This is a genomic window from Pseudomonas syringae group sp. 247E2 (genome assembly GCF_032587795.1).
GTDB classification, from domain to species: domain Bacteria; phylum Pseudomonadota; class Gammaproteobacteria; order Pseudomonadales; family Pseudomonadaceae; genus Aquipseudomonas; species Aquipseudomonas amygdali.
On the sequence record NZ_JAWHPK010000005.1, the window covers coordinates 102,253 to 120,656 of the forward strand.

An 18,404-nucleotide genomic window follows, 5' to 3' on the forward strand; every position below is an offset into this window, starting at 1 on the left:
CGGCTCATGGCTGCAATACCGAGGACACCAGCAGTTGTGAATACGGATGCTGCGGGTCATCGAGAATCTGGTCAGTCAGGCCGCTTTCGACCACTTCCGAGCGACGCATGACCATCAGCCGATCAGCCAGCAACCGTGCGACCGCCAGGTCGTGAGTGACGATGACCACGGCCAGGTCCAGCTCTCGAACCAGACCACGCAACAGGTCGAGCAACCGCGCCTGCACCGACACGTCCAGCCCGCCGGTGGGTTCGTCCATGAACACCAGTCTGGGGCTGGACACCAGGTTGCGGGCGATTTGCAGGCGTTGCTGCATGCCGCCGGAAAATGTGCGCGGCAGATCATCAATGCGCAGCGGGTCGATCTCGACCTGGCTCAGCCAATCCAGCGCTGCACTGCGCAATTGCTGATAATTGCGCACGCCCTGGGCCATCAGGCGCTCGCCGATATTGGCTCCGGCAGAGACGCCCATGCGCAAACCGTCACGCGGGTTCTGCTCGACAAAGCCCCACTCGGTACGTAACAAGGTGCGACGTTGCGCCTCACTGGAACTGTACAAATCAAACCAGTTGCCATCCTTGCTTCGATAATCGATGTTGCCGCGATCCGGCGGGCAGCGCCCGCTCAACAGCGACAGCAGCGTGGACTTCCCCGAGCCGGACTCGCCAACGATGCCCAGCACTTCGCCGGGGTACAGATCGAAACTGACGTCCTGACAGCCCTTCTGCACACCGTACAGGCGAGTCAAGCCGCGTACCTTGAGCAGCGGCTGCACAGCGTCAGGAAGGCGCCCGCCCGCCGCGTCCAACGAACGTGCACTGATCATCGGTCGTTCTCCTGCTGCTTGACGCGCTGGGCGCAGTAATCGGTGTCGGAGCAGACAAAGCTCTGCGTCCCGGCATCGTCGAGAATCAGCTCGTCGAGAAAGGACTCATGGCTGCCGCAGATTGCGCAGGACTGCTCCCAGCGCTGCACTTCAAACGGGTGATCTTCAAAGTCCAGACTTACCACCCGGGTAAACGGCGGTACGGCATACAGACGCTTTTCCCGTCCCGCACCAAACAGCATCAGCGCAGGGCTCATGTGCAGCTTGGGGTTGTCGAATTTAGGGATCGGCGACGGGTCCATCACGTAACGCTCATCGACCATCACCGGGTAGGCGTAACTGGTAGCGATGTGGCCGAAGGTAGCGATGTCTTCGTAGAGCTTGACGTGCATGACGCCGTAATCGTCCAGCGCGTGCATGGTGCGGGTCTCGGTTTCCGAAGGCTCGATGAAACGCAGCGGCTCGGGAATCGGCACCTGATAGACCATGATCTGATCGGCGTGCAACGGTGTTTCCGGAATGCGGTGACGGGTCTGGATGACAGTCGCCTCGGGGGTGCGCTCGGTGGTGGCGATACCGGCCGTACGGGCAAAGAAACGCCTGATCGAGACTGCGTTGGTGGTGTCGTCAGCGCCCTGGTCGATGACCTTGAGCACATCATCGGCACCCAGGATCGCAGCGGTCAGCTGCATCCCGCCGGTGCCCCAACCATAAGGCAGCGGCATCTCGCGCCCGCCGAACGGTACCTGATAACCGGGAATCGCTACCGCCTTGAGCAAGGCACGGCGAATCATGCGTTTGGTCTGCTCGTCCAGATACGCGAAGTTGTAGGCGTCATCCCGTGCGGACCTTTGCTCTGCGGTGTTCATCGGTGCATTAGTCATTGGTCGCTCTCCGGTTGCGGTGCGGACTTGCGCAGCTTGCGGATCAACTCCAGCTCGGACTGGAAGTCCACGTAATGCGGCAGCTTGAGGTGCGAGACAAAACCGGCCGCCTCGACGTTGTCGCAATGCGCCAGCACGAACTCTTCCTGCTGGGCCGGCGAGCGGACTTCTTCGTTGAATTCCCCGGCGCGCAACGAGCGGTCCACCAGCGCCATGCCCATTGCCTTGCGCTCTGCGTTGCCGAATGCCAGGCCGTAGCCACGGGTGAACTGCGCAGGTTCGCTGGCCGAGCCGACGAACTGGTTGACCATCTCGCACTCGGTCACTTCGATGTCGCCGATCACAATCGGAAAACCCAGTTCTTCAGGCTCTATCCAGACCTCTACCTCGCCGATGCGGATTTCCCCGGCGAACGGATGGTTGCGGCCGTAACCACGTTGGGTCGAATAACCCAGTGCCAGCAGGAAACCCTCATCGCCACGGGCCAGCGCCTGCAAACGCTGGGCACGACTGGACGGATACTCCAGCGGTTCGCGGGTGATGTCCGCGACGCTCTCGCCATCGTCCACTTCAGGTTTGATCAACCCTTCTTTGGCCAGCAACCCCAGCACTCGCGGGCAGGGTTGCAGCGTTGCATCCGGCGCCACGTCCGGGCCAGGGTGCTCACCTTCGGCCAGCAAGGTGAAATCCAGCAGGCGGTGGGTGTAGTCAAAGGTCGGGCCCAGCAATTGCCCGCCGGGGACGTCCTTGAACGTGGCAGACAAGCGCCGGTTGAGCTGCATATTCGAGGTGTCGATGGGCACGCTGGCGCAAAAACGCGTCAGCGTCGTGCGGTAGGCGCGCAGCAGAAAGATCGCTTCGATCAAATCCCCCGCCGATTGCTTGATCGCCAGTGCGGCCAGCTGCGGGTCGTACAGCGAACCCTCGCTCATGACTCGCGCAACCGCCAGTGGCAACTGCTGGCGGATCTGCTCGACATCGAGCTCGGCAATGCTTGTATCGCCACGGCGCTTGCTGGCCAGCAGGCGGTGGGCGTTATCGATGGCCTGTTCGCCACCCTTCACGGCGACGTACATCAGGCACACTCCTGCACGCGGGTGCTGCGTGGCAAGCCGAGCATTTGGTTGCCCGACACAAAGAACACGTCCAGCCCGCAGGGGAAGACATTCCGTGCTTCACGCTCGGTCCAGAACGCTTCGTCCAGCGGCAAGGCCACAGAATTTTGCTGCTCGATGCCGGGACCGCTCCAGGCAAGGGTCTGTCCGCCTTGCAGGCCTGGCAACTGAATCAGCAAGGTGCAGGACTGATCAGGGTAACGGTCGTTGCCGGTATCGAAACCGTGCAGGTCCCCGACAGTCGACGCATCGAGCAACGCGAAACGAGCAGCACTCCGGTCAGTGACAATCGGGCTGCCGCAATGAAAGGCAATATTCGCGCGAATCGCCGGGGTATCAAACTCAGGGGCAAGCCAGAGCGGAGTGTCCAGGTCCAGCAGCGCCAGGCACAAGGCATGAGTGGCACTGTCCAGGCCCTGCAAGGCAGGCGGCTGATGTCTGGTGGGCAGGGTCTGGATCACACCCGGACCGGACAAAGCCTTGAGCACTACGCGAAAACTGCGCTGGGCATCCAGCACTGGATCGGTGAAGGCAGGTTGCAGAAGGACGGCATTCATCAGTCTTTTCCTCGGACCAGGGTAAAGAATTCCACTTTGGTTGCAGCGGCTTCTGCGTCCTTGCGTGCACGACGCTCGGCTTGCGCACGCGCCAGGGGCTCGATCAGCTCGGACAGCCACCAGGCCTGTTGCGCGCCTTGCAAATGGGCATCAGCCAGCGCCGCCAGTTCGGCATGGCGCTTGTCGCGTCCGGCCAGGTAGCTGTAACCCGTGCGGCCATCGGCCAGACGGACCACGCAGCGGGTAACGCTCATCTCGCCAAGATTGAACGCCGAACCGGTGCCGCCCATGCGACCACGCACCAGGGTCATGCCGATTTCCGGGGCACGGATTATCTGGTAATCGGTGTCGCGCAACGCCGCCTCGTGACGCTGCAACTGTTCGCGGCTCGGCTCATCGACAAAGGCGCGCGCCAGTACGCCCATCCAGTGCTGCCGTGCGGCCGTTTCAGGGGTTGCTTGCATGGAACACCTCGATGTCAGTCAGTCGTTGGGGTGACGGCGATCTGGTTGAACGTCACCTGATACTGGAAGCGGTCGCAGCGGCTGGCCGAGCGGGAAAGCTCCACCGGCCGCCCCGATCGGTCACACGAAACCGTCAACACCGTCAGCGCCGGCATGTGCCGGGGCATCAGCAGCAGCCCGGCCTCTTCACGGGACGGCAGGCGTGCTCCGATCAGGCTCTGCGCGCGGCTCAGCGGCAACTCGCGCTCAGCCAGATACTGGCGAACCGAGCCACCCTGATAGTCAGCCAGCACATCGCTGTAGCGGGCGCTGTAGCGATGGCAGATCAGGCTCACAGGCTGGCCATCCAGCTTGCGTAACGTCTGCATTTCGATCAGCGGCGCATGCTCGGCCAGCCCCAGATGCAGCGCATCTTCGTGACTGGCGAGGCATTCGCGGCGCAACAGCAGAATCGCTTCCACGCCGATGCCTTGTGCCGACAGTGACTGGCTGTAGGCGCTGTCGGCCTGCATCGGGTAGATCAACGGACGTTCCAGCACTTGCGTGCCCTTGCCCTGGCGTCGCAACACACTGCCCTCACGGACCAGTTCATCGACCGCTCGGCGGATCGTATGGCGGTTGACACAGAAGCGTTCGGCCAACTGAAACTCGGCAGGCAGATAATCGCCGGGCCGATACGAGACCAGCTCATCGCGCAGGGTTTCAGCCAGTTCGAGGTACATCGGCTCAGCTTGTCTAGACAACTGCATGATTAAAAAAAGTGTTCATTGAACACCCCTCTTCTGTCAGATGAATTGCTTGCGCAGGCGCTGCGACATGATGTCGATGACGCTTACCACAACGATGATCACCAGCAGCACGGCGCTGGTCTGGACGAACGCAAAGGCCCGGATATTCTCCCAGAGAATGACCCCGATGCCGCCTGCACCGACCATGCCCACCACGGTCGCCGAGCGCACATTGGATTCGAACCGGTATAAAGCATAGGAGATCCATAGCGGCATAACCTGAGGAATTACACCGTAGATCACTTCCTGTAAAGCACTGGCACCGGTCGCACGTACCCCTTCGACAGGACCAGGCTCTATGGCCTCGACGGCTTCGGCGAACAGCTTGGCTAGCACACCGGTGGTACTGATCCAGAGCGCCAGCACCCCGGCAAACGGCCCAAGCCCGACCGCGACCACAAACAACATCGCAAAAACCATCTCATTGATCGAGCGAAAGGCGTCCATGCAGCGCCGCAATGGCAGGTGAATCCACCACGGCGTGATGTTCTCGGCGCAAAGAACGCCCAGCGGTATCGAACAGACAATCGCCAGCGCCGTACCCCACAGGGCAATCTGGATGGTCACCAGCATTTCCTTGAGGTAGCTGCGCCACTCACGGAAGTCCGGCGGGAAGAAATCGGCGGCGAAGGTCGCCATGTTCGACGAGTCTCGAACCAGCGTCATCGGGTTCATTTCCGCGCCCTGCCAGGCCCAGGCCAGTGCCGCAAGCAACAGCCCCCAACCCAGGTAACGAGACCAGTTGGGCTTGCCCGCAGCCTGGGCATAGGCAACTTGAGTGGTCATGGCGAACTCCTGATAGTGATCGATTGGCTCAACCTGCAGAGCTGTCTGCCGTTTTCTGGTTCAGCTCGGTGATGCGCTCCTGCAACTTGTTCAGGCTGGCGTCGATGTCCTTGAGGCGGGTCGCTTTCTCCTGAGCATCCAGCGTGGTGCTGGCGGCCACCTCAGTACGCTGTTTGAACAGCTCAAGCTGGCGAATAGGCAACAACTGGTCGTCGCTGGACTTGAGGAACTTGCCCATCTGCATGTTCTTCAGGACGGTTTTCTCTTCAGCGGTATTGCCATAATCGGCGAAGAAATCACGGATCTTCGCCTTGTTTTCGTCCGACAGAGCTTTGCTCCAGACAATCGGGTCGGCTGGAATCAGCGGCGACTTCCAGATCACCTTCAATTGCTCGACCTTGTCCGGTTGAGTCACGGCCAGGCGGTCCCAGCTTTCGGTATTGAAGGTCGCGACATCCAGCTGACCTTTGGCAACACTCAGGGCATTGACCTCATGGCTGGAGTTCAAGGTGCGCTTGAAGGCGGTGGAGGCATCCACGTGGTTTTTGGCAAATACGTAATAGCCAGGCACCAGATAACCCGACGTGGAGTTCGGGTCACCGTTGCCGAAGGTCAGACTCTTGGCGTTCTTGAGCATGTCTTCGACGGAGTTGATCGGGCTGTCCTTGCGCACGATCAACAGGCTCCAGTAGCCCGCATCGCCGTTGGCGGCAGACGTCTGGGCAAAGATCTCGCCATTGGAGCGGTCTACCGCTTCCATCGCGGCCTTGTTGCCCAGCCAGGCCACATCGACCTTGTTGAAGCGCATGCCCTGAATCAGACCGGCGTAGTCCGAGGCAAAGGTGGCATTGACCTTCAGACCGGTTTTGCGGCTCATGTCATCGAGAAACGGCTGCCAGATACTTTTCAGGTTCTGCGATGACTCGGTGGACATGATGCCGAAATTGATGGCTTTTTCTTCTGCAGCCTGGACCGTGCCCAACGCGCAGGCGGTCAGCAAGGCGGCAGAGGCGAGAAGACGACCGATACGCTTGAACATGCAGGCTCTCCTGATAAATAGGGTGATGTTGAAAAGCTTCAGACTTTGGCCAGTTCCAGACGCGGCTTCTGCCGAACGCGACGGCTTCGTTCGGTGATCATCAGGCTCGCGTCCGCGTCTGCACCGTAGAGGTCATTGAGGAACTGTTTGCTGAGATCCTGCGCCAGGCCATCAAAATGGATCCGCCCGCCCTTGAGGGCCACGGCACGCGGGCAATAGCGCACCGCGTAATCCACCTGATGCAAGGTGACGACGACGGTCTTGCCATCGCTGCGATTGATGTCGGCAAGAATTTCCATGACCCTGCGGGCCGATTCGGGGTCCAGCGAGGCAATCGGTTCGTCGGCAAGGATCACTTCGGCGCGCTGGGTCAAGGCACGAGCAATCGCCACTCGTTGCTGCTGGCCGCCAGACAGGGTCGAAGCCCGCTGGGTGGAAAGATCTGCCAGCCCTACCCTGTCCAGCGCGGCCATCGCACGCTGTTTTTCCTCGCGATTGAACAGCGCCAGACTGCCGCGCCAGCGCGGCATGCGTCCCAGACAACCGAGCAAAACGTTGTCCAGCACACTGAGGCGATTGACCAGATTGAATTGCTGGAAGATATAGCCGATATCGGCGCGCAGACGTCGCACCTGACCGTTGAGACGACCGGACGACTGAACCTCGCGCCCCAGCACCTGAACCTGACCGCCATTGCTGCGATCACAGCACGCCAGGCCGGCAAGATGGCGCAGCAAGGTTGATTTGCCAGAGCCGGAAGCGCCAATCAGCGCAACCATCTCACCAGGTTGTATAGACAACGCAAGGTCAACCAGCGCACTTTTGTGCGAGAAGGTCTTGTTCAGGCCCTGTACATGAATGGCATCGTTCATGAGGCTTCTCGGTCTGCGCACGACCCGGGACAGGTCGTATTCGGTTGTCAACCAAACTGAACCTGTGTTGTTGCAGCCTCATGAACCGTGAGTGACTAGCTGATAACAGTTTGTCGCAGAAGGTGTTGCAGCGTCACGAAATGCATTACCACGCGGAGCGTGGTAACGATCATCATCGTGGTTTGAGCCCTATTTACAGGCCCATCGTAACCTGTACATCACGATGAGCCCTTCGCTTGGTACAGACAGCTGCCGGATCAGATCCGGAAGCTGCCGACCAGTTGCTGCAAGCGGGCAGCCTGCTCTTCCAGCGAGTTGCAGGCGTCCAGGGTCTGGCGCAGGTTGTCGACACCCAGCTGGTTGAGGGTGTTGATATGAGTGATGTCGACATTGATCGACTCCACCACCGAGGTCTGCTCCTCCGTTGCTGCGGCCACCGACTGGTTCATGCCGTTGATCTCTTCGATACGGCGGGTCACGCTGCCCAGGCGCTCGCCAGCGAGGTTGGCGATGCCTACGCTGTCCTCGCTCTGACGCTGGCTTTCAGTCATGTTGACCACTGCCTCACGAGCGCCGACCTGCAGCTCTTCAATCATCTTCTGCACTTGTTGCGCCGAATCCTGAGTGCGGTGCGCAAGGTTACGCACCTCGTCAGCCACCACGGCAAACCCGCGCCCGGCTTCACCGGCACGCGCCGCCTCGATGGCCGCGTTGAGCGCCAGCAGGTTGGTCTGCTGGGAAATGCTGGTGATCACTTCGAGAATCTGCCCGATGTTGGCGGTCTTGCCATTCAGGCTTTCGATGTTCACGCACGACTCGCTGATCTTGCCGGACAGCTCGTTCATGGCCTTGATGGTCTGCTGCACAACGTTCTGGCCGTCGCTGGCCAGGCCGCTCGCATCGCTCGACTGCTGCGAGGTGCGCGCAGCATTCTGGGCGATTTCCTGGGCGGCGGCACCCAATTCGTTGATCGCCGCTGCCACGCTTTCAGTGCGGTTGGCCTGCTGGTCGGAGTTGTCCATCGACGCGTTGGAGACCTTGACCACTTGTGTGGCCACCGCCCCCAGTTGCGCGGCAGTCGAGGCCACTTCGCGGATCGAGGTATGGATACGTTCGACAAAATGGTTGAACGACTGCGCCAGGGCACCGAATTCGTCCTGCGATGTAATGGCCAGACGCTTGGTCAAATCGCCCTCGCCATCGGCGATATCACGCATCGCGCGGCCCATCTGATGCAAGGGTTGCATCAACACCCGGATCAACAGGCCCAGCAGCAGGATGATCACCATCACCACAACCACCATCGCAGTGATGGCCGAGGTACGGAACTCGGTCAACATGGCGTAGGCGGAATCCTGCTCCAGTACCAGTGCCACGTACCAGTTGGCCGTCGAGACACCTTGAACGGGCGTGAAGGAAATGATCTCTGGCTTTTTACCGGAGTCGATTTCACTCACCCCGGCAGCAATTTTCGGAGTGTTGGTCGGGTAGGCTTCACTGATGTTCTTGAGCACCAGTTTGCTGTCCGGGTGCACCAGAATCTTGCCGTCGGCACTGACCAGAAACGCATAACCATGGCCATCAAAGTTCAGCGAGTTGATGATCTTGGTGACGTTGTCCAGAGCGATATCAGCACCGGCCACGCCCACGAACTGATTCTGAAACTTGACCGGTGTGGCCATGGTCATGACCAGCTTGCCGGAAGATGCCGCGATGTAGGGTTCGGTCACAATGGTGCCGGGCGCATTCTGTGCCGCCTTGTACCAGCCACGTGCACGCGGATCGTAGTCAGCGGGGCGATTGGCCGACGGCACCGAGAACATCACGCCATCGGTGCTGCCAAAGTAACTCAACTGAAAACTTTCGCTGTAGGCAGGCAGGCCAATGGCGCGCTGCAACTGTGGCAGCTCCTTGCCATCCGCGGCGACTTGCTGCGACATCGATTGCAGCAATTGCATGCGGCTTTCCAGCCAGGTCTGGATGTTCTGCGTGGTGAGCGTACCCAGTTGTTGCAACTCGGACCTGACGCTGGATTTGAGCGACTGACGTTGTCGATAGTCATTGATGACAATGAACACACTGAACGCGACAACCACAATCAATGCGGCGGCGAGAAGAATTTTCTTGCTGAAACCCAGACTTTTCATAGCGGTTACTTCCACGGCAAAAACCAATAAGGACGATCTCTGAATCGTCAATCAAACTTCCAACTGTGCCGTCCTTTTCACGTAACAACCTACAGGCCGTTCAGCAACCGGAGTCGATACACCAGCGCCTGCCATGTCGATCATCAGGCAGGTTCAGGTACCGAAACCTTACAGAGACGCTTGTATCGCCATATCGGCCGAGATGGACGAGTCCTTGATTATTTTTTTCAAAGCGTGCTGAGACCTGTCTCCCACAATCGGCGGTGAAACGTGCAGAGCCGGAAAAACTGGCTATGGTTGAATCATCCCCGCCGTGCAGAGGATGGTCTTGCCATGCTGAGTATCGAAAAACTTTTTGACGATTTGCACAGTCTCCCGAGCATTCCCAAGGTGGCTCAGGATCTGATGCTGCAATTTGACAACCCTTCCTCGAACCTGGAAAGCATTGCGCGAAACATCGAGAAAGACCCGGTGATTGCTGCCAAGGTGCTGCGCCTTGCCAACTCGGCGCGGTTTCGCGGCTCGCGAGAATCCTCGAGTATCGAAGACGCGGCCATGCGCCTGGGTTTCAACACCCTGCGCACCCTGGTAATGGCCTCGGCAGTGACCGGCGCGTTCAAAGCCGGGCCGAGTTTTGACCTCAAAGGGTTCTGGCTCAAAAGCTTTCAGGTGGCAGGGATCTGCCGGATGCTGGCGAAACAGACGGGTGTCGACCCAGAAATCGCCTTTACCTGCGGGGTCATGCATAACATCGGCGAACTGCTGATCCAGACCGGCGCGCCCGACGTTGCAGAGCGCTTGAACAACGCAGCCAAGGCCGGTACACCGGGGCGAGCGGCCAACGAAACCCTGCAACTGGGTTTCAGCTACCCGGAAGTAGGCGCAGAACTGGCCAGTCGCTGGCATCTGCCAGAGCTGATCAAACAGGCTATCGCCTATCAGGCAACACCGCTGAAGGCTCCGTCCGACGCACCGCTGCCAAAGATCGTCGCTCAGGCCATCACCATCTCCGATGCACTGGAAGCCCACGGCGGCGCAACCGCGCAAGCGCAGCAGGCTTGCGGCGGGCCATTGATGGAAGGAGTCGATCTGGACGCACTGTTTGCCGGACTGCCAGCGGTGCTTGAAGCCGACAAGGCGTTCTCCGACCTGCTGAGCTAAGCCGGCCACTCTCCACGGCTGCAAGAGCGGCCATGGCGTGAGTGCTTCACCCCATGGTCCTCCTCATTTATCTGTATATCCATACAGATAAAACTTGCCCGCGGCGTATTCAACGTTCATCCTTGCAGCCCTTGCACCGGTAATCGACGACGGTAGTCATGCGGCTGTTTCTTTGCGAAAAACCCTCCCAGGCCAAAGACATTGCGGCTGCGCTCGGCGCGACCCGGCGTGGCGACGGCTGCTGGGTGGGTGCCAATGCCACCGTAACCTGGTGCATCGGCCACTTGCTGGAAACCGCCCCGCCCGACGCCTACGATGCGCGTTACAAACGCTGGGTGCTGGAAGACCTGCCCATCATTCCGGAAAAGTGGAAGATGCTCGTCAAGCCGAGAACTGCCAGCCAGTTCAAGGCAGTCAAGCGATTGCTGGGCGAAGCTCAAGAGTTGGTGATAGCCACCGATGCCGACCGCGAAGGCGAGATGATCGCCCGCGAACTGGTCGAACACTGTCGCTATCGCGGGCCGATTCAGCGTTTGTGGCTGTCGGCACTCGATGACGCCTCCATCCGCAAGGCGCTGGCAGCGCTCAAACCCGGTGCCGATACGTTCAGCCTGTATCACTCGGCACTGGGTCGATCCCGTGCCGACTGGCTGATCGGCATGAACATGAGCCGCCTGTTCACCCTGCTGGGTCGCCAGTCGGGTTATCAGGGCGTATTGCCAGTCGGGCGGGTACAAACCCCGACCCTGCGGCTGGTGGTGGACCGTGATCGCAGCATCGCCAACTTCGTACCGGCACCCTACTGGGCCATTGACGTCAGGCTGTTGCACGACAATCAGGCTTTTATCGCCCAATGGCGCGCACCGTCCGACGCCTGCGACGATCAGGACCGCTGCCTGAATCAGCCGCTGGCGCAACAGGCTGCCGAAGCGATGCGCAGTGCGGCCAGCGCACGGCTGGTCAAGCTGCGCACCGAGCGGATTCGCGAAGTTGCCCCGCTGCCTTTCGATCTGGGCACCCTGCAGGAAATCTGCTCGAAAAAGCTCGGGCTTGGGGCGCAGGAAACCCTTGATATAGCTCAATCGCTGTATGAAACACACAAGGTCATCACGTACCCGCGCAGCGATTGCGGTTACCTGCCGAACAGTCAGCATGGCGAAGCCGCGGGTATCATCGCAGCGCTGTGCAAGGCAGACCCGACGCTGGCCAGCCTGTCGCCACACCTTGACCCGCAACGCCGATCGCGGGCCTGGAATGACGGCAAAGTGACTGCCCACCACGGCATCATTCCCACTGCTGCCGTGCGCGGCGTCGAGCGTCTGACCGGCAAGCCGCGAGCGGTGTACACCCTGATCAGGGCGCGCTATCTGGCGCAGTTCCTGCCCAACCACGAATACGACCGTACCCAGGCCGACTTCGACTGCGCAGGCCATGCGCTGCGGGCGGTCGGCAAACAAATTGTCGAGCCAGGCTGGAAACGTGCCATGCCCGAGGCACTGGCACCGGCCAAGGGTCGCGAAGCACCTGCGCCGCAGCCGTTGCCGGCATTGTTCCAGGGCTGCGAGTGCGCCGTCGCTGAGGTCATCCTCAAGGACCTCTGGACCCAACCGCCCAAACCTTTTACCGAAGGCGATCTGATCAAGGCCATGAAAAACGTCGCCAAACTGGTGGAAGACCCGCTGCTCAAGCAAAAGCTCAAGGACACGACCGGCATCGGTACCGAAGCCACCCGCGCCGGCATCATTCAGGGCCTGCTGGACCGTGGCTATCTGACCAAACAGGGCAAGGCCCTGTGCGCAGCGCCCGCAGCATTCAGCCTGATCGACGCCGTCCCCCGCGCCATCGCCGACCCAGGCACTACAGCGATCTGGGAACAGGCACTCGACATGGTACAGAGCGGCGAAATGAGCCTTGAAGAGTTCGTCGCCAAACAGGCAGCGTGGATGAGCAAACAGGTCAGCCGCTGCGTCGGCATGCGCATGAGCATCAGCGGCCCGGCCAGCCCGGCAGGCGTTGCGCCGCCCTGGAAGAAAAAACGCAAGACCGCCAAGCGCAGCACTGCTACGTCCTCTGCTGCAACGGGCACTGCGACGAAAAAACCGCGACGTACAGCCAAACCGGCGGCCAGATGACTGGCTCATATACAACCCGATCAGCCATCGCATAGTCGGGTGTTACACACTCAAGCGTTCCAAACAGGTGTTACAACATGTCAGACCGAGAGATCATCGTTCCGCCCACCATGCAGCCGATCATGGACCGAGCAGGCTATGCACCCGCAGTCAGAGTCGGCGACACCCTTTACTGCGCCGGGCAGGTGGGACGCACACGGGAAATGGAAGTCATCCTCAACCCCGAAGCGCAGTTCATCGCCTGTTGGGAAAACCTGCGCACGGTGCTGGCCGAGGGCGGCTGTACGTTCGACGATATAGTCGACATGACGACTTATCACGTAGCCATGAGCGAACACATGGCGGTGTTTCGTGACGTGAAAAACCGTATATTTCCGCGCGGCCAATGTGCATGGACCTGCATCGGCGTTGCCGAGCTGGCGCATCCCGGGCTGCTGCTGGAAATCAAGTGCATCGCGGTCAGGCGCAGCGCCTGACATCGCGATCAGTGGCTTGAGCGCAACGGGATCTCCTGGCGTGATGACTCTGCCTGAACGCTGCCCAGACCGACCATTTCGTCGTGAGCCACAGCCTGGGTCAGGAACAGCTTTACATCAGATACCGAAGAAAGCACCTTGCGCGCCTCTTCCACCGAGGCAACGTGCAAGGTTTTGCCAGTCGAGTCTTCCACCGGCACAGACTTGCCGTCCAGTTGCGCATGGAGCACATAGGAACCGCCCTCGATGGAGATCAGATCGAGTTCACGAACCTTTTTATCCTTCGCATGTTTTGTCAGATCTTGAATGTTCAAAGTCACACCTCCGGTGGCGTTCTGAAAATCAGCGCCTTGTAGAAGTGGAGCTTTTACCGGCGCGAACGTTCAGTCGTGTTGTATGCCTTATCGACGCAACAATAGCGCTGCCTCACTTGCCCAGCAACAGCGCCGCGTCGAAGCCCATCCGCAAGTTGCCCCAATGACGCCCTTCAAAAAAGAACGGCACATCGATTTCGGTCATGATCTCGCCGGTATCACGCAGATAGGTCTGCAATAGAAAACGCTGCTGGTTGCCCGCAGCACGCAAGCCTATCGGGTCGGAGAACATGCGTTTGTTGCGGCACACCGGCAAGTCGACGGCACGGTCGCCGGTCGGTTTCAGTGACACCCAGCTGTTGTTGACCGGGCAGTAACCTTTGTTATCCACGATAAAGGTGACCTTGCCGCCCCGGGTGCCCTTGGTGAGTTTGTCGCACTCTTCCTGACAGACTTGCGCGAAGCGCTCTGTGTAACCGGTCATGTACTGCTTGGGGTCGGTGCCGGGAATCAGCTTGTAGCTCTGATCGAACAGATTGACGCCTTGTTTGTGCAGCTCGGCCAGTCGCACCTGCAGGATGTCCCGGCACTGACTCGCGCGGGTAATGGCAGCGTCCAGTTCGCCATGCCCCAGCACGAAACGCCCCAGCAAGGCCTGAACCTTCTCGGCTACACCGGACAGGTCACGGGTGGCGGTAGCAGAGTGCTGCATACGCTGGTCGATAGCCTGGCTGTCGGAGTAAATTCGCGTCACCCGTTCGTTGATGCCTGTGTTGGTGGTTGCGAACTGCTGGATATGCGCAGCGATGTCGGCCAACTTGTCATTGGTGGACTCGAAATCACCGATCATGCTCTCGAAATGGCCGGATGCGCGCTCTACGACCTGTTGGGTTTCGCGGGCGCTGTGGCTGATCTGAATGGTCTGTTCGTGGGTGGAGCTGACCTCCTGAAGCATCGCGTCGATGTTCCGGGAGATATCGTCAGTGGCTTTACTGACGTTCTGCGCCAGGGTGCGCACCTCATCCGCCACCACAGCAAACCCTCGACCGCTTTCACCGGCCCGCGCCGCTTCGATGGCCGCATTGAGCGCGAGCAGGTTGGTCTGCGAGGATATCTGCTGGATGAGCCCGACAATCGACTTGATGCTTGAAGAACGCTCATTCAAGCCGGATACCAGCCCACCGAATTCATTGAGACTGCTGGATATCTGGCTAATGTTTCCAGTCACCTCCAGCAATTCGGCATAAGAGTCGCGCGCCATGCTCAGGTTCTGCGCAGTGGTAGTGGAAATGCCCTGCGTCTGCTGCGAGACGTCCTCAATGCTGCCCACCGCCATATTGCTCTGGTCCATCACCTCTCTGGCGAAACGCGCCTGATCGGTCGCGCTGTCGCTGGAATCACTGATGTTTTTCAGCGAGCGTGCCGATTCGACTGCGATCTGCACCGTCAGCGCCTGAATACTGCTGATAACCTCGCGCTGCTTGGCCAGAAAACGATTGCAGGTACTGGCCAGCACTCGAATTTCGTCATGGGTCAATAATGGCAAGTCACGGGACAGGTCGCCCTCGCCGTTGGCGATTTCTTCGAGTGCGTGAGTCATGAACATCACTGGACGCACAATCAAATGGCGGAAGTACCAGACCATGAAACTGACCATGACCAGCGTAAACAGGGTGCTCAGCAGGATTGCGTTGCTGAGGACATCCAGTTGGCCCTGAATTTTGCCCAGTTCGGCCGCATCCAGTTGCGTGCCGTGGAGTTGCAGCATGATGTCAGAGCGGATGTTCAGAGCCACCCAGTACAGCAGCGCGCTGACCAGGACCAGCAGAAAAAGGCTCGAGAGCTTTTTGGTCAGTGTGTCGAAAAACTGCTTTTCGACTGACTCGTATAAGGCCTTTAACGTCTGCATGTCGCTGCTCCTGGGGTGAAAAATGATTCATCCACGAAAATTAACGCTTGTCGGTGCCGAAGATTCAATGGCTGAACCGGCCAATACAGGCCTGTGACGCCCCCTGCGCGACTCGACCGGGGGTCGAATGCGCCGGAGAGTACTGCAGGTCGGGGCTATTTGATATCAAAGACGGAAACGATCCACCGATTGCGAAAGCTGTCCGGCCATTGCCGAAAGTTCATCGGTAGTGCTGGCGGTCTGCCCGATGACCCGGCTATTGCCCTCGGACATACTGGCAATCATCTCCACCTGGTGAGCGATTTCGTTACTGGCCAGGCTCTGTTCACCAATGGTGCGAGTGATGTCGTTGACCAGTTGTGTGGTGCTCAACGTGGCCTCCAGTATCTCGCTGATCGAGCGTTGCACTTCGGCGGTGACGGCCATGCCCTTGTCGACCTGGGCAACGCCTGCTTCCATGCTGGTCACCGCCTCGCGGGTACTTTGCTGAATACGAGCGACCATCGCGGTGATTTCCTGGGTCGAGGTGCTGGTGCGCCCCGCCAGATTGCGAACTTCGTCGGCAACTACGGCAAAACCTCGACCCTGCTCGCCAGCGCGTGCAGCTTCAATGGCTGCGTTAAGCGCCAGCAGGTTGGTCTGATTGGCAATGCCCTTGATCACCTGAATAATATTGAAAATTCCCTCCGAGTCCTTGTCCAGGGTACGGATCACCTGCGCCGACAGCTGCGCCGAGCGGGCAATGCTGTCCATGTCACTGACCACCTGATGAATCACCCGGCCACCATTTTTCGCCAGTGTTTCAGCCTGATTTGCCATTTCCAGCGCGTGCCCGGCATGTCGGGTGATTTCTTCGATGCTCGCCGTCATCTCGCTGGTCGCTGCCGACATGGTGCCCGCTGCCGAGCTCTGCTGCCGACTGCTGTCGGCCACTTCATGGCAGCCACTGCTGAGCTGGCGGCTCATACCGCTGACGCCATGCGCGTTGCTGCGCACCACTTCGATCATCCCGCGCAGGTCGCGCTGCATGACCGCCAGACTGCGAATCAGCATGCTGGCCTCATCACGGCCACGGGGCTCGGCGATTGGTTCACTGAGATTGCCGTGAGCAATGCTGTCGGCAATGCGGCTGGCAGAGGCAAGAGGAATCATGATACTGCGGGTTACCCAGCGGCCCTGAACCAGAAGCAGCAGGATACTGGCCACCAGCACCACAACCAGAGCGATGTTGGCGCTGCGGATTGCCTGACGGGCACCTTCGCCGCTTGCCTTGAAATTCTCCTCGATCAGGTCGCTGAGACTGGACATCTGCTCTTCCAGTTGCGTGAAGGCGCTGGTGAACGTGCCCAGTTCCTGTTGCGCTCGTTCCGGATTAACCAGAGCCAGACCGACAATACGCTCGCCACTGGCAATATAGGTATCGAGGCTGGGCTTGATCCTGTTCAGCTCCGCCTTGATCGCTTCGGTGATGGGAAGTTTGAGGTTATCGTTCAGCACAGCTCGAAAATGTGCAGCATGCTCATCAAGGGATTTCTGCACCTCTTCACGCGTGCTGTTGCTTTTGCCCAGGCCGACCAGCATCGCCGACAGCACATCGGCACGCAGCGCATCGTGCATCATGTCGGCTTCCAGATGATTGCTGAGCGCGGTCATGCTGACCTCGCTGTCGATCATCGCCGTCTCCGTGCGGGTATTGCCCACATAGTTGACCAGGCTGATGATCAGAACCGTCAGCACGCTGGTGCCAATCAACAACAATAGACGTAGCTTTATCGACATCCTGATGTCCCCTGCGATCAGTGAAATAACATGAACTGCGGAGTGCTCTTATTCAGAGCTTATCGACGCCTGTTACCCGTAACTTGAACCCGTTTACAGTTTTTTACTGTATGAGTGCCCGCGAACGATCGATTACCCGGCCTGACGTCGACCTGTAACGCGGCTATGGTGAACTGTAATGAACTCACGCCCACCGCAGGAGCCAACCAAGTGTCTGACAAAAAACCCGCTATCGATCTCACCTACCGACCACGCCTCGCCGACCTCAAGCCACTGCTCCCTTCGGCCGAATTGCTTGCACCGCAACCTCTTGCATCGCCACGCACCACACCGGCGAGCGAATTGCAGAAACGTAAGGGGTATGTCGAGAATTTTCTCGGTGACTTCGTCGTGCCATGGCCCTCGACCGACGCGGAGCTGGCACCGGATGTCTATCCGCTGGACAACGCTGGAAATCGCCTCGATTACACCCACTTTTCAATCACCATGTCCCGCAGTCGGCGTCTTGCTCTGTATGTCGGTGTCAATATCGACGGTGCCAGCAGCGTCGAGGTCAAGCGTGGCAAGGATTCGTGGTCTTTTGATGGCAGGCTGCCTGCCGAGGCGCAGATCGGCGAAAGCCTGTACGCCGACAATCTGCTGGATCGCGGTCATCTGGTCAGGCGTCAGGACCCTAATTGGGGCAAGGAAGCCGAAACGGCCAACAGCGATACCTTTCACTTCACCAACTGCTCACCGCAGATGGCCGCCTTCAATCAGAAGACATGGCTGGAACTTGAGGACTACATCCTTGAGAACACGCGACGCTGGAAATCCCGGGTAACCGTTTTCAGCGGGCCGGTGCTGCGCGAAGACGACCGCAGCTACCGCAACGTCAAGATCCCTTCGGCATTCTGGAAGGTCGTGGCGTTTCTTGGCGACGACGGCAAACCTTCGGCCAGTGCCTACATGATCGACCAGAGCAGCGAGCTGGGTAAGCTGGAGATCGTATTCGGTCCACTCAGAACCTGGCAGCGCAGCGTCCTGCAGATCGAAAAACTCACTGGCATCAGCTTCGGCGACCTGGCCAGCTACGATGGTTTCTCCAACGAAGAGCGCCTGACCGGCACACGCATCGAAGCACAGATTCGCGGGCCGCAGGATATCCGGTTATAG

The 18,404-nt window shown here is 59.4% G+C and carries 17 protein-coding genes and 1 pseudogene; 4 read left to right on the plus strand and 14 right to left on the minus strand.

Annotated features, from left to right (window positions below; all coding sequences use genetic code 11):
- Positions 1-4: 4 nt before the first annotated feature.
- From phnK to RYC18_RS26340, 11 genes and pseudogenes are all read right to left on the minus strand, one after another.
- Positions 5-826 carry a phosphonate C-P lyase system protein PhnK gene (gene phnK, locus RYC18_RS06445; protein ID WP_005744244.1) on the minus strand — a complete coding sequence of 274 codons (822 nt, stop codon included), beginning with the start codon at positions 824-826 and terminating at the stop codon, positions 5-7.
- Positions 823-1,695 (minus strand): alpha-D-ribose 1-methylphosphonate 5-phosphate C-P-lyase PhnJ, encoded by an 873-nt coding sequence (locus RYC18_RS06450; protein ID WP_162491491.1) that lies wholly within the window; start codon positions 1,693-1,695, stop codon positions 823-825. The genes phnK and RYC18_RS06450 overlap by 4 nt, the downstream gene beginning before the upstream one ends.
- Before the next feature lie 11 nt (positions 1,696-1,706).
- Positions 1,707-2,786: a carbon-phosphorus lyase complex subunit PhnI gene (locus tag RYC18_RS06455; protein WP_316884488.1), complete on the minus strand. Its 1,080-nt coding sequence runs from the start codon at positions 2,784-2,786 to the stop codon at positions 1,707-1,709.
- Positions 2,786-3,382, minus strand: a complete 597-nt coding sequence (gene phnH / locus RYC18_RS06460) for a phosphonate C-P lyase system protein PhnH (protein ID WP_316884490.1) — start codon at positions 3,380-3,382, stop codon at positions 2,786-2,788. The genes RYC18_RS06455 and phnH overlap by 1 nt, the downstream gene beginning before the upstream one ends.
- Positions 3,382-3,846, minus strand: a complete 465-nt coding sequence (phnG, locus tag RYC18_RS06465) for a phosphonate C-P lyase system protein PhnG (RefSeq protein WP_316884492.1) — start codon at positions 3,844-3,846, stop codon at positions 3,382-3,384. Before phnG ends, phnH begins: the two co-directional genes overlap by 1 nt.
- Positions 3,847-3,860: 14 nt before the next feature.
- Positions 3,861-4,595: a phosphonate metabolism transcriptional regulator PhnF gene (gene phnF / locus RYC18_RS06470; protein WP_316884494.1), complete on the minus strand. Its 735-nt coding sequence runs from the start codon at positions 4,593-4,595 to the stop codon at positions 3,861-3,863.
- 36 nt (positions 4,596-4,631) lie between these two features.
- A complete protein-coding gene (gene phnE, locus RYC18_RS06475; protein ID WP_002553872.1) occupies positions 4,632-5,420 on the minus strand; it encodes a phosphonate ABC transporter, permease protein PhnE in 789 nt (262 codons plus the stop codon).
- A 28-nt stretch (positions 5,421-5,448) separates the two neighbouring features.
- On the minus strand, positions 5,449-6,459 hold the full coding sequence (gene phnD, locus RYC18_RS06480; protein ID WP_004658078.1) for a phosphonate ABC transporter substrate-binding protein: 1,011 nt from the start codon (positions 6,457-6,459) through the stop codon (positions 5,449-5,451).
- Positions 6,460-6,497: 38 nt separating this feature from the next.
- Positions 6,498-7,331, minus strand: a complete 834-nt coding sequence (gene phnC / locus RYC18_RS06485; RefSeq protein ID WP_316884500.1) for a phosphonate ABC transporter ATP-binding protein — start codon at positions 7,329-7,331, stop codon at positions 6,498-6,500.
- 257 nt (positions 7,332-7,588) lie between these two features.
- On the minus strand, positions 7,589-8,353 hold the full coding sequence (locus tag RYC18_RS26335) for a methyl-accepting chemotaxis protein (RefSeq protein WP_371321914.1): 765 nt from the start codon (positions 8,351-8,353) through the stop codon (positions 7,589-7,591).
- A 93-nt stretch (positions 8,354-8,446) separates the two neighbouring features.
- Positions 8,447-9,478: pseudogene (locus RYC18_RS26340) on the minus strand (cache domain-containing protein); the annotation flags it as partial.
- Positions 9,479-9,811: 333 nt separating this feature from the next.
- Here RYC18_RS26340 and RYC18_RS06495 point away from each other — a divergent pair.
- The 3 genes from RYC18_RS06495 to RYC18_RS06505 all read left to right on the plus strand — a co-directional run bounded on the left by RYC18_RS06495 (position 9,812) and on the right by RYC18_RS06505 (position 13,247).
- Positions 9,812-10,639: an HDOD domain-containing protein gene (locus RYC18_RS06495; RefSeq protein ID WP_316884502.1), complete on the plus strand. Its 828-nt coding sequence runs from the start codon at positions 9,812-9,814 to the stop codon at positions 10,637-10,639.
- A gap of 158 nt (positions 10,640-10,797) precedes the next feature.
- Positions 10,798-12,771, plus strand: coding sequence for a DNA topoisomerase III (locus RYC18_RS06500; protein WP_316884504.1), 1,974 nt, complete (start codon positions 10,798-10,800; stop codon positions 12,769-12,771).
- 77 nt (positions 12,772-12,848) lie between these two features.
- Positions 12,849-13,247 carry a RidA family protein gene (locus RYC18_RS06505; protein ID WP_004658073.1) on the plus strand — a complete coding sequence of 133 codons (399 nt, stop codon included), beginning with the start codon at positions 12,849-12,851 and terminating at the stop codon, positions 13,245-13,247.
- Positions 13,248-13,255: 8 nt separating this feature from the next.
- Here the strand turns inward: RYC18_RS06505 and RYC18_RS06510 are convergent, their stop codons facing one another.
- From RYC18_RS06510 to RYC18_RS06520, 3 genes are all read right to left on the minus strand, one after another.
- Positions 13,256-13,567 (minus strand): DUF6482 family protein, encoded by a 312-nt coding sequence (locus tag RYC18_RS06510; protein ID WP_032707183.1) that lies wholly within the window; start codon positions 13,565-13,567, stop codon positions 13,256-13,258.
- A 106-nt stretch (positions 13,568-13,673) separates the two neighbouring features.
- Positions 13,674-15,470 carry a methyl-accepting chemotaxis protein gene (locus tag RYC18_RS06515; RefSeq protein ID WP_054083059.1) on the minus strand — a complete coding sequence of 599 codons (1,797 nt, stop codon included), beginning with the start codon at positions 15,468-15,470 and terminating at the stop codon, positions 13,674-13,676.
- A gap of 165 nt (positions 15,471-15,635) precedes the next feature.
- The gene (locus tag RYC18_RS06520) at positions 15,636-17,249 is read right to left on the minus strand and encodes a methyl-accepting chemotaxis protein (protein ID WP_316884509.1); all 1,614 of its coding nucleotides are present in this window, start codon (positions 17,247-17,249) and stop codon (positions 15,636-15,638) included.
- A gap of 210 nt (positions 17,250-17,459) precedes the next feature.
- Between RYC18_RS06520 and RYC18_RS06525 the strand changes: the two genes are divergently transcribed.
- Positions 17,460-18,404, plus strand: a complete 945-nt coding sequence (locus RYC18_RS06525) for a DNA/RNA non-specific endonuclease (RefSeq protein ID WP_005744259.1) — start codon at positions 17,460-17,462, stop codon at positions 18,402-18,404.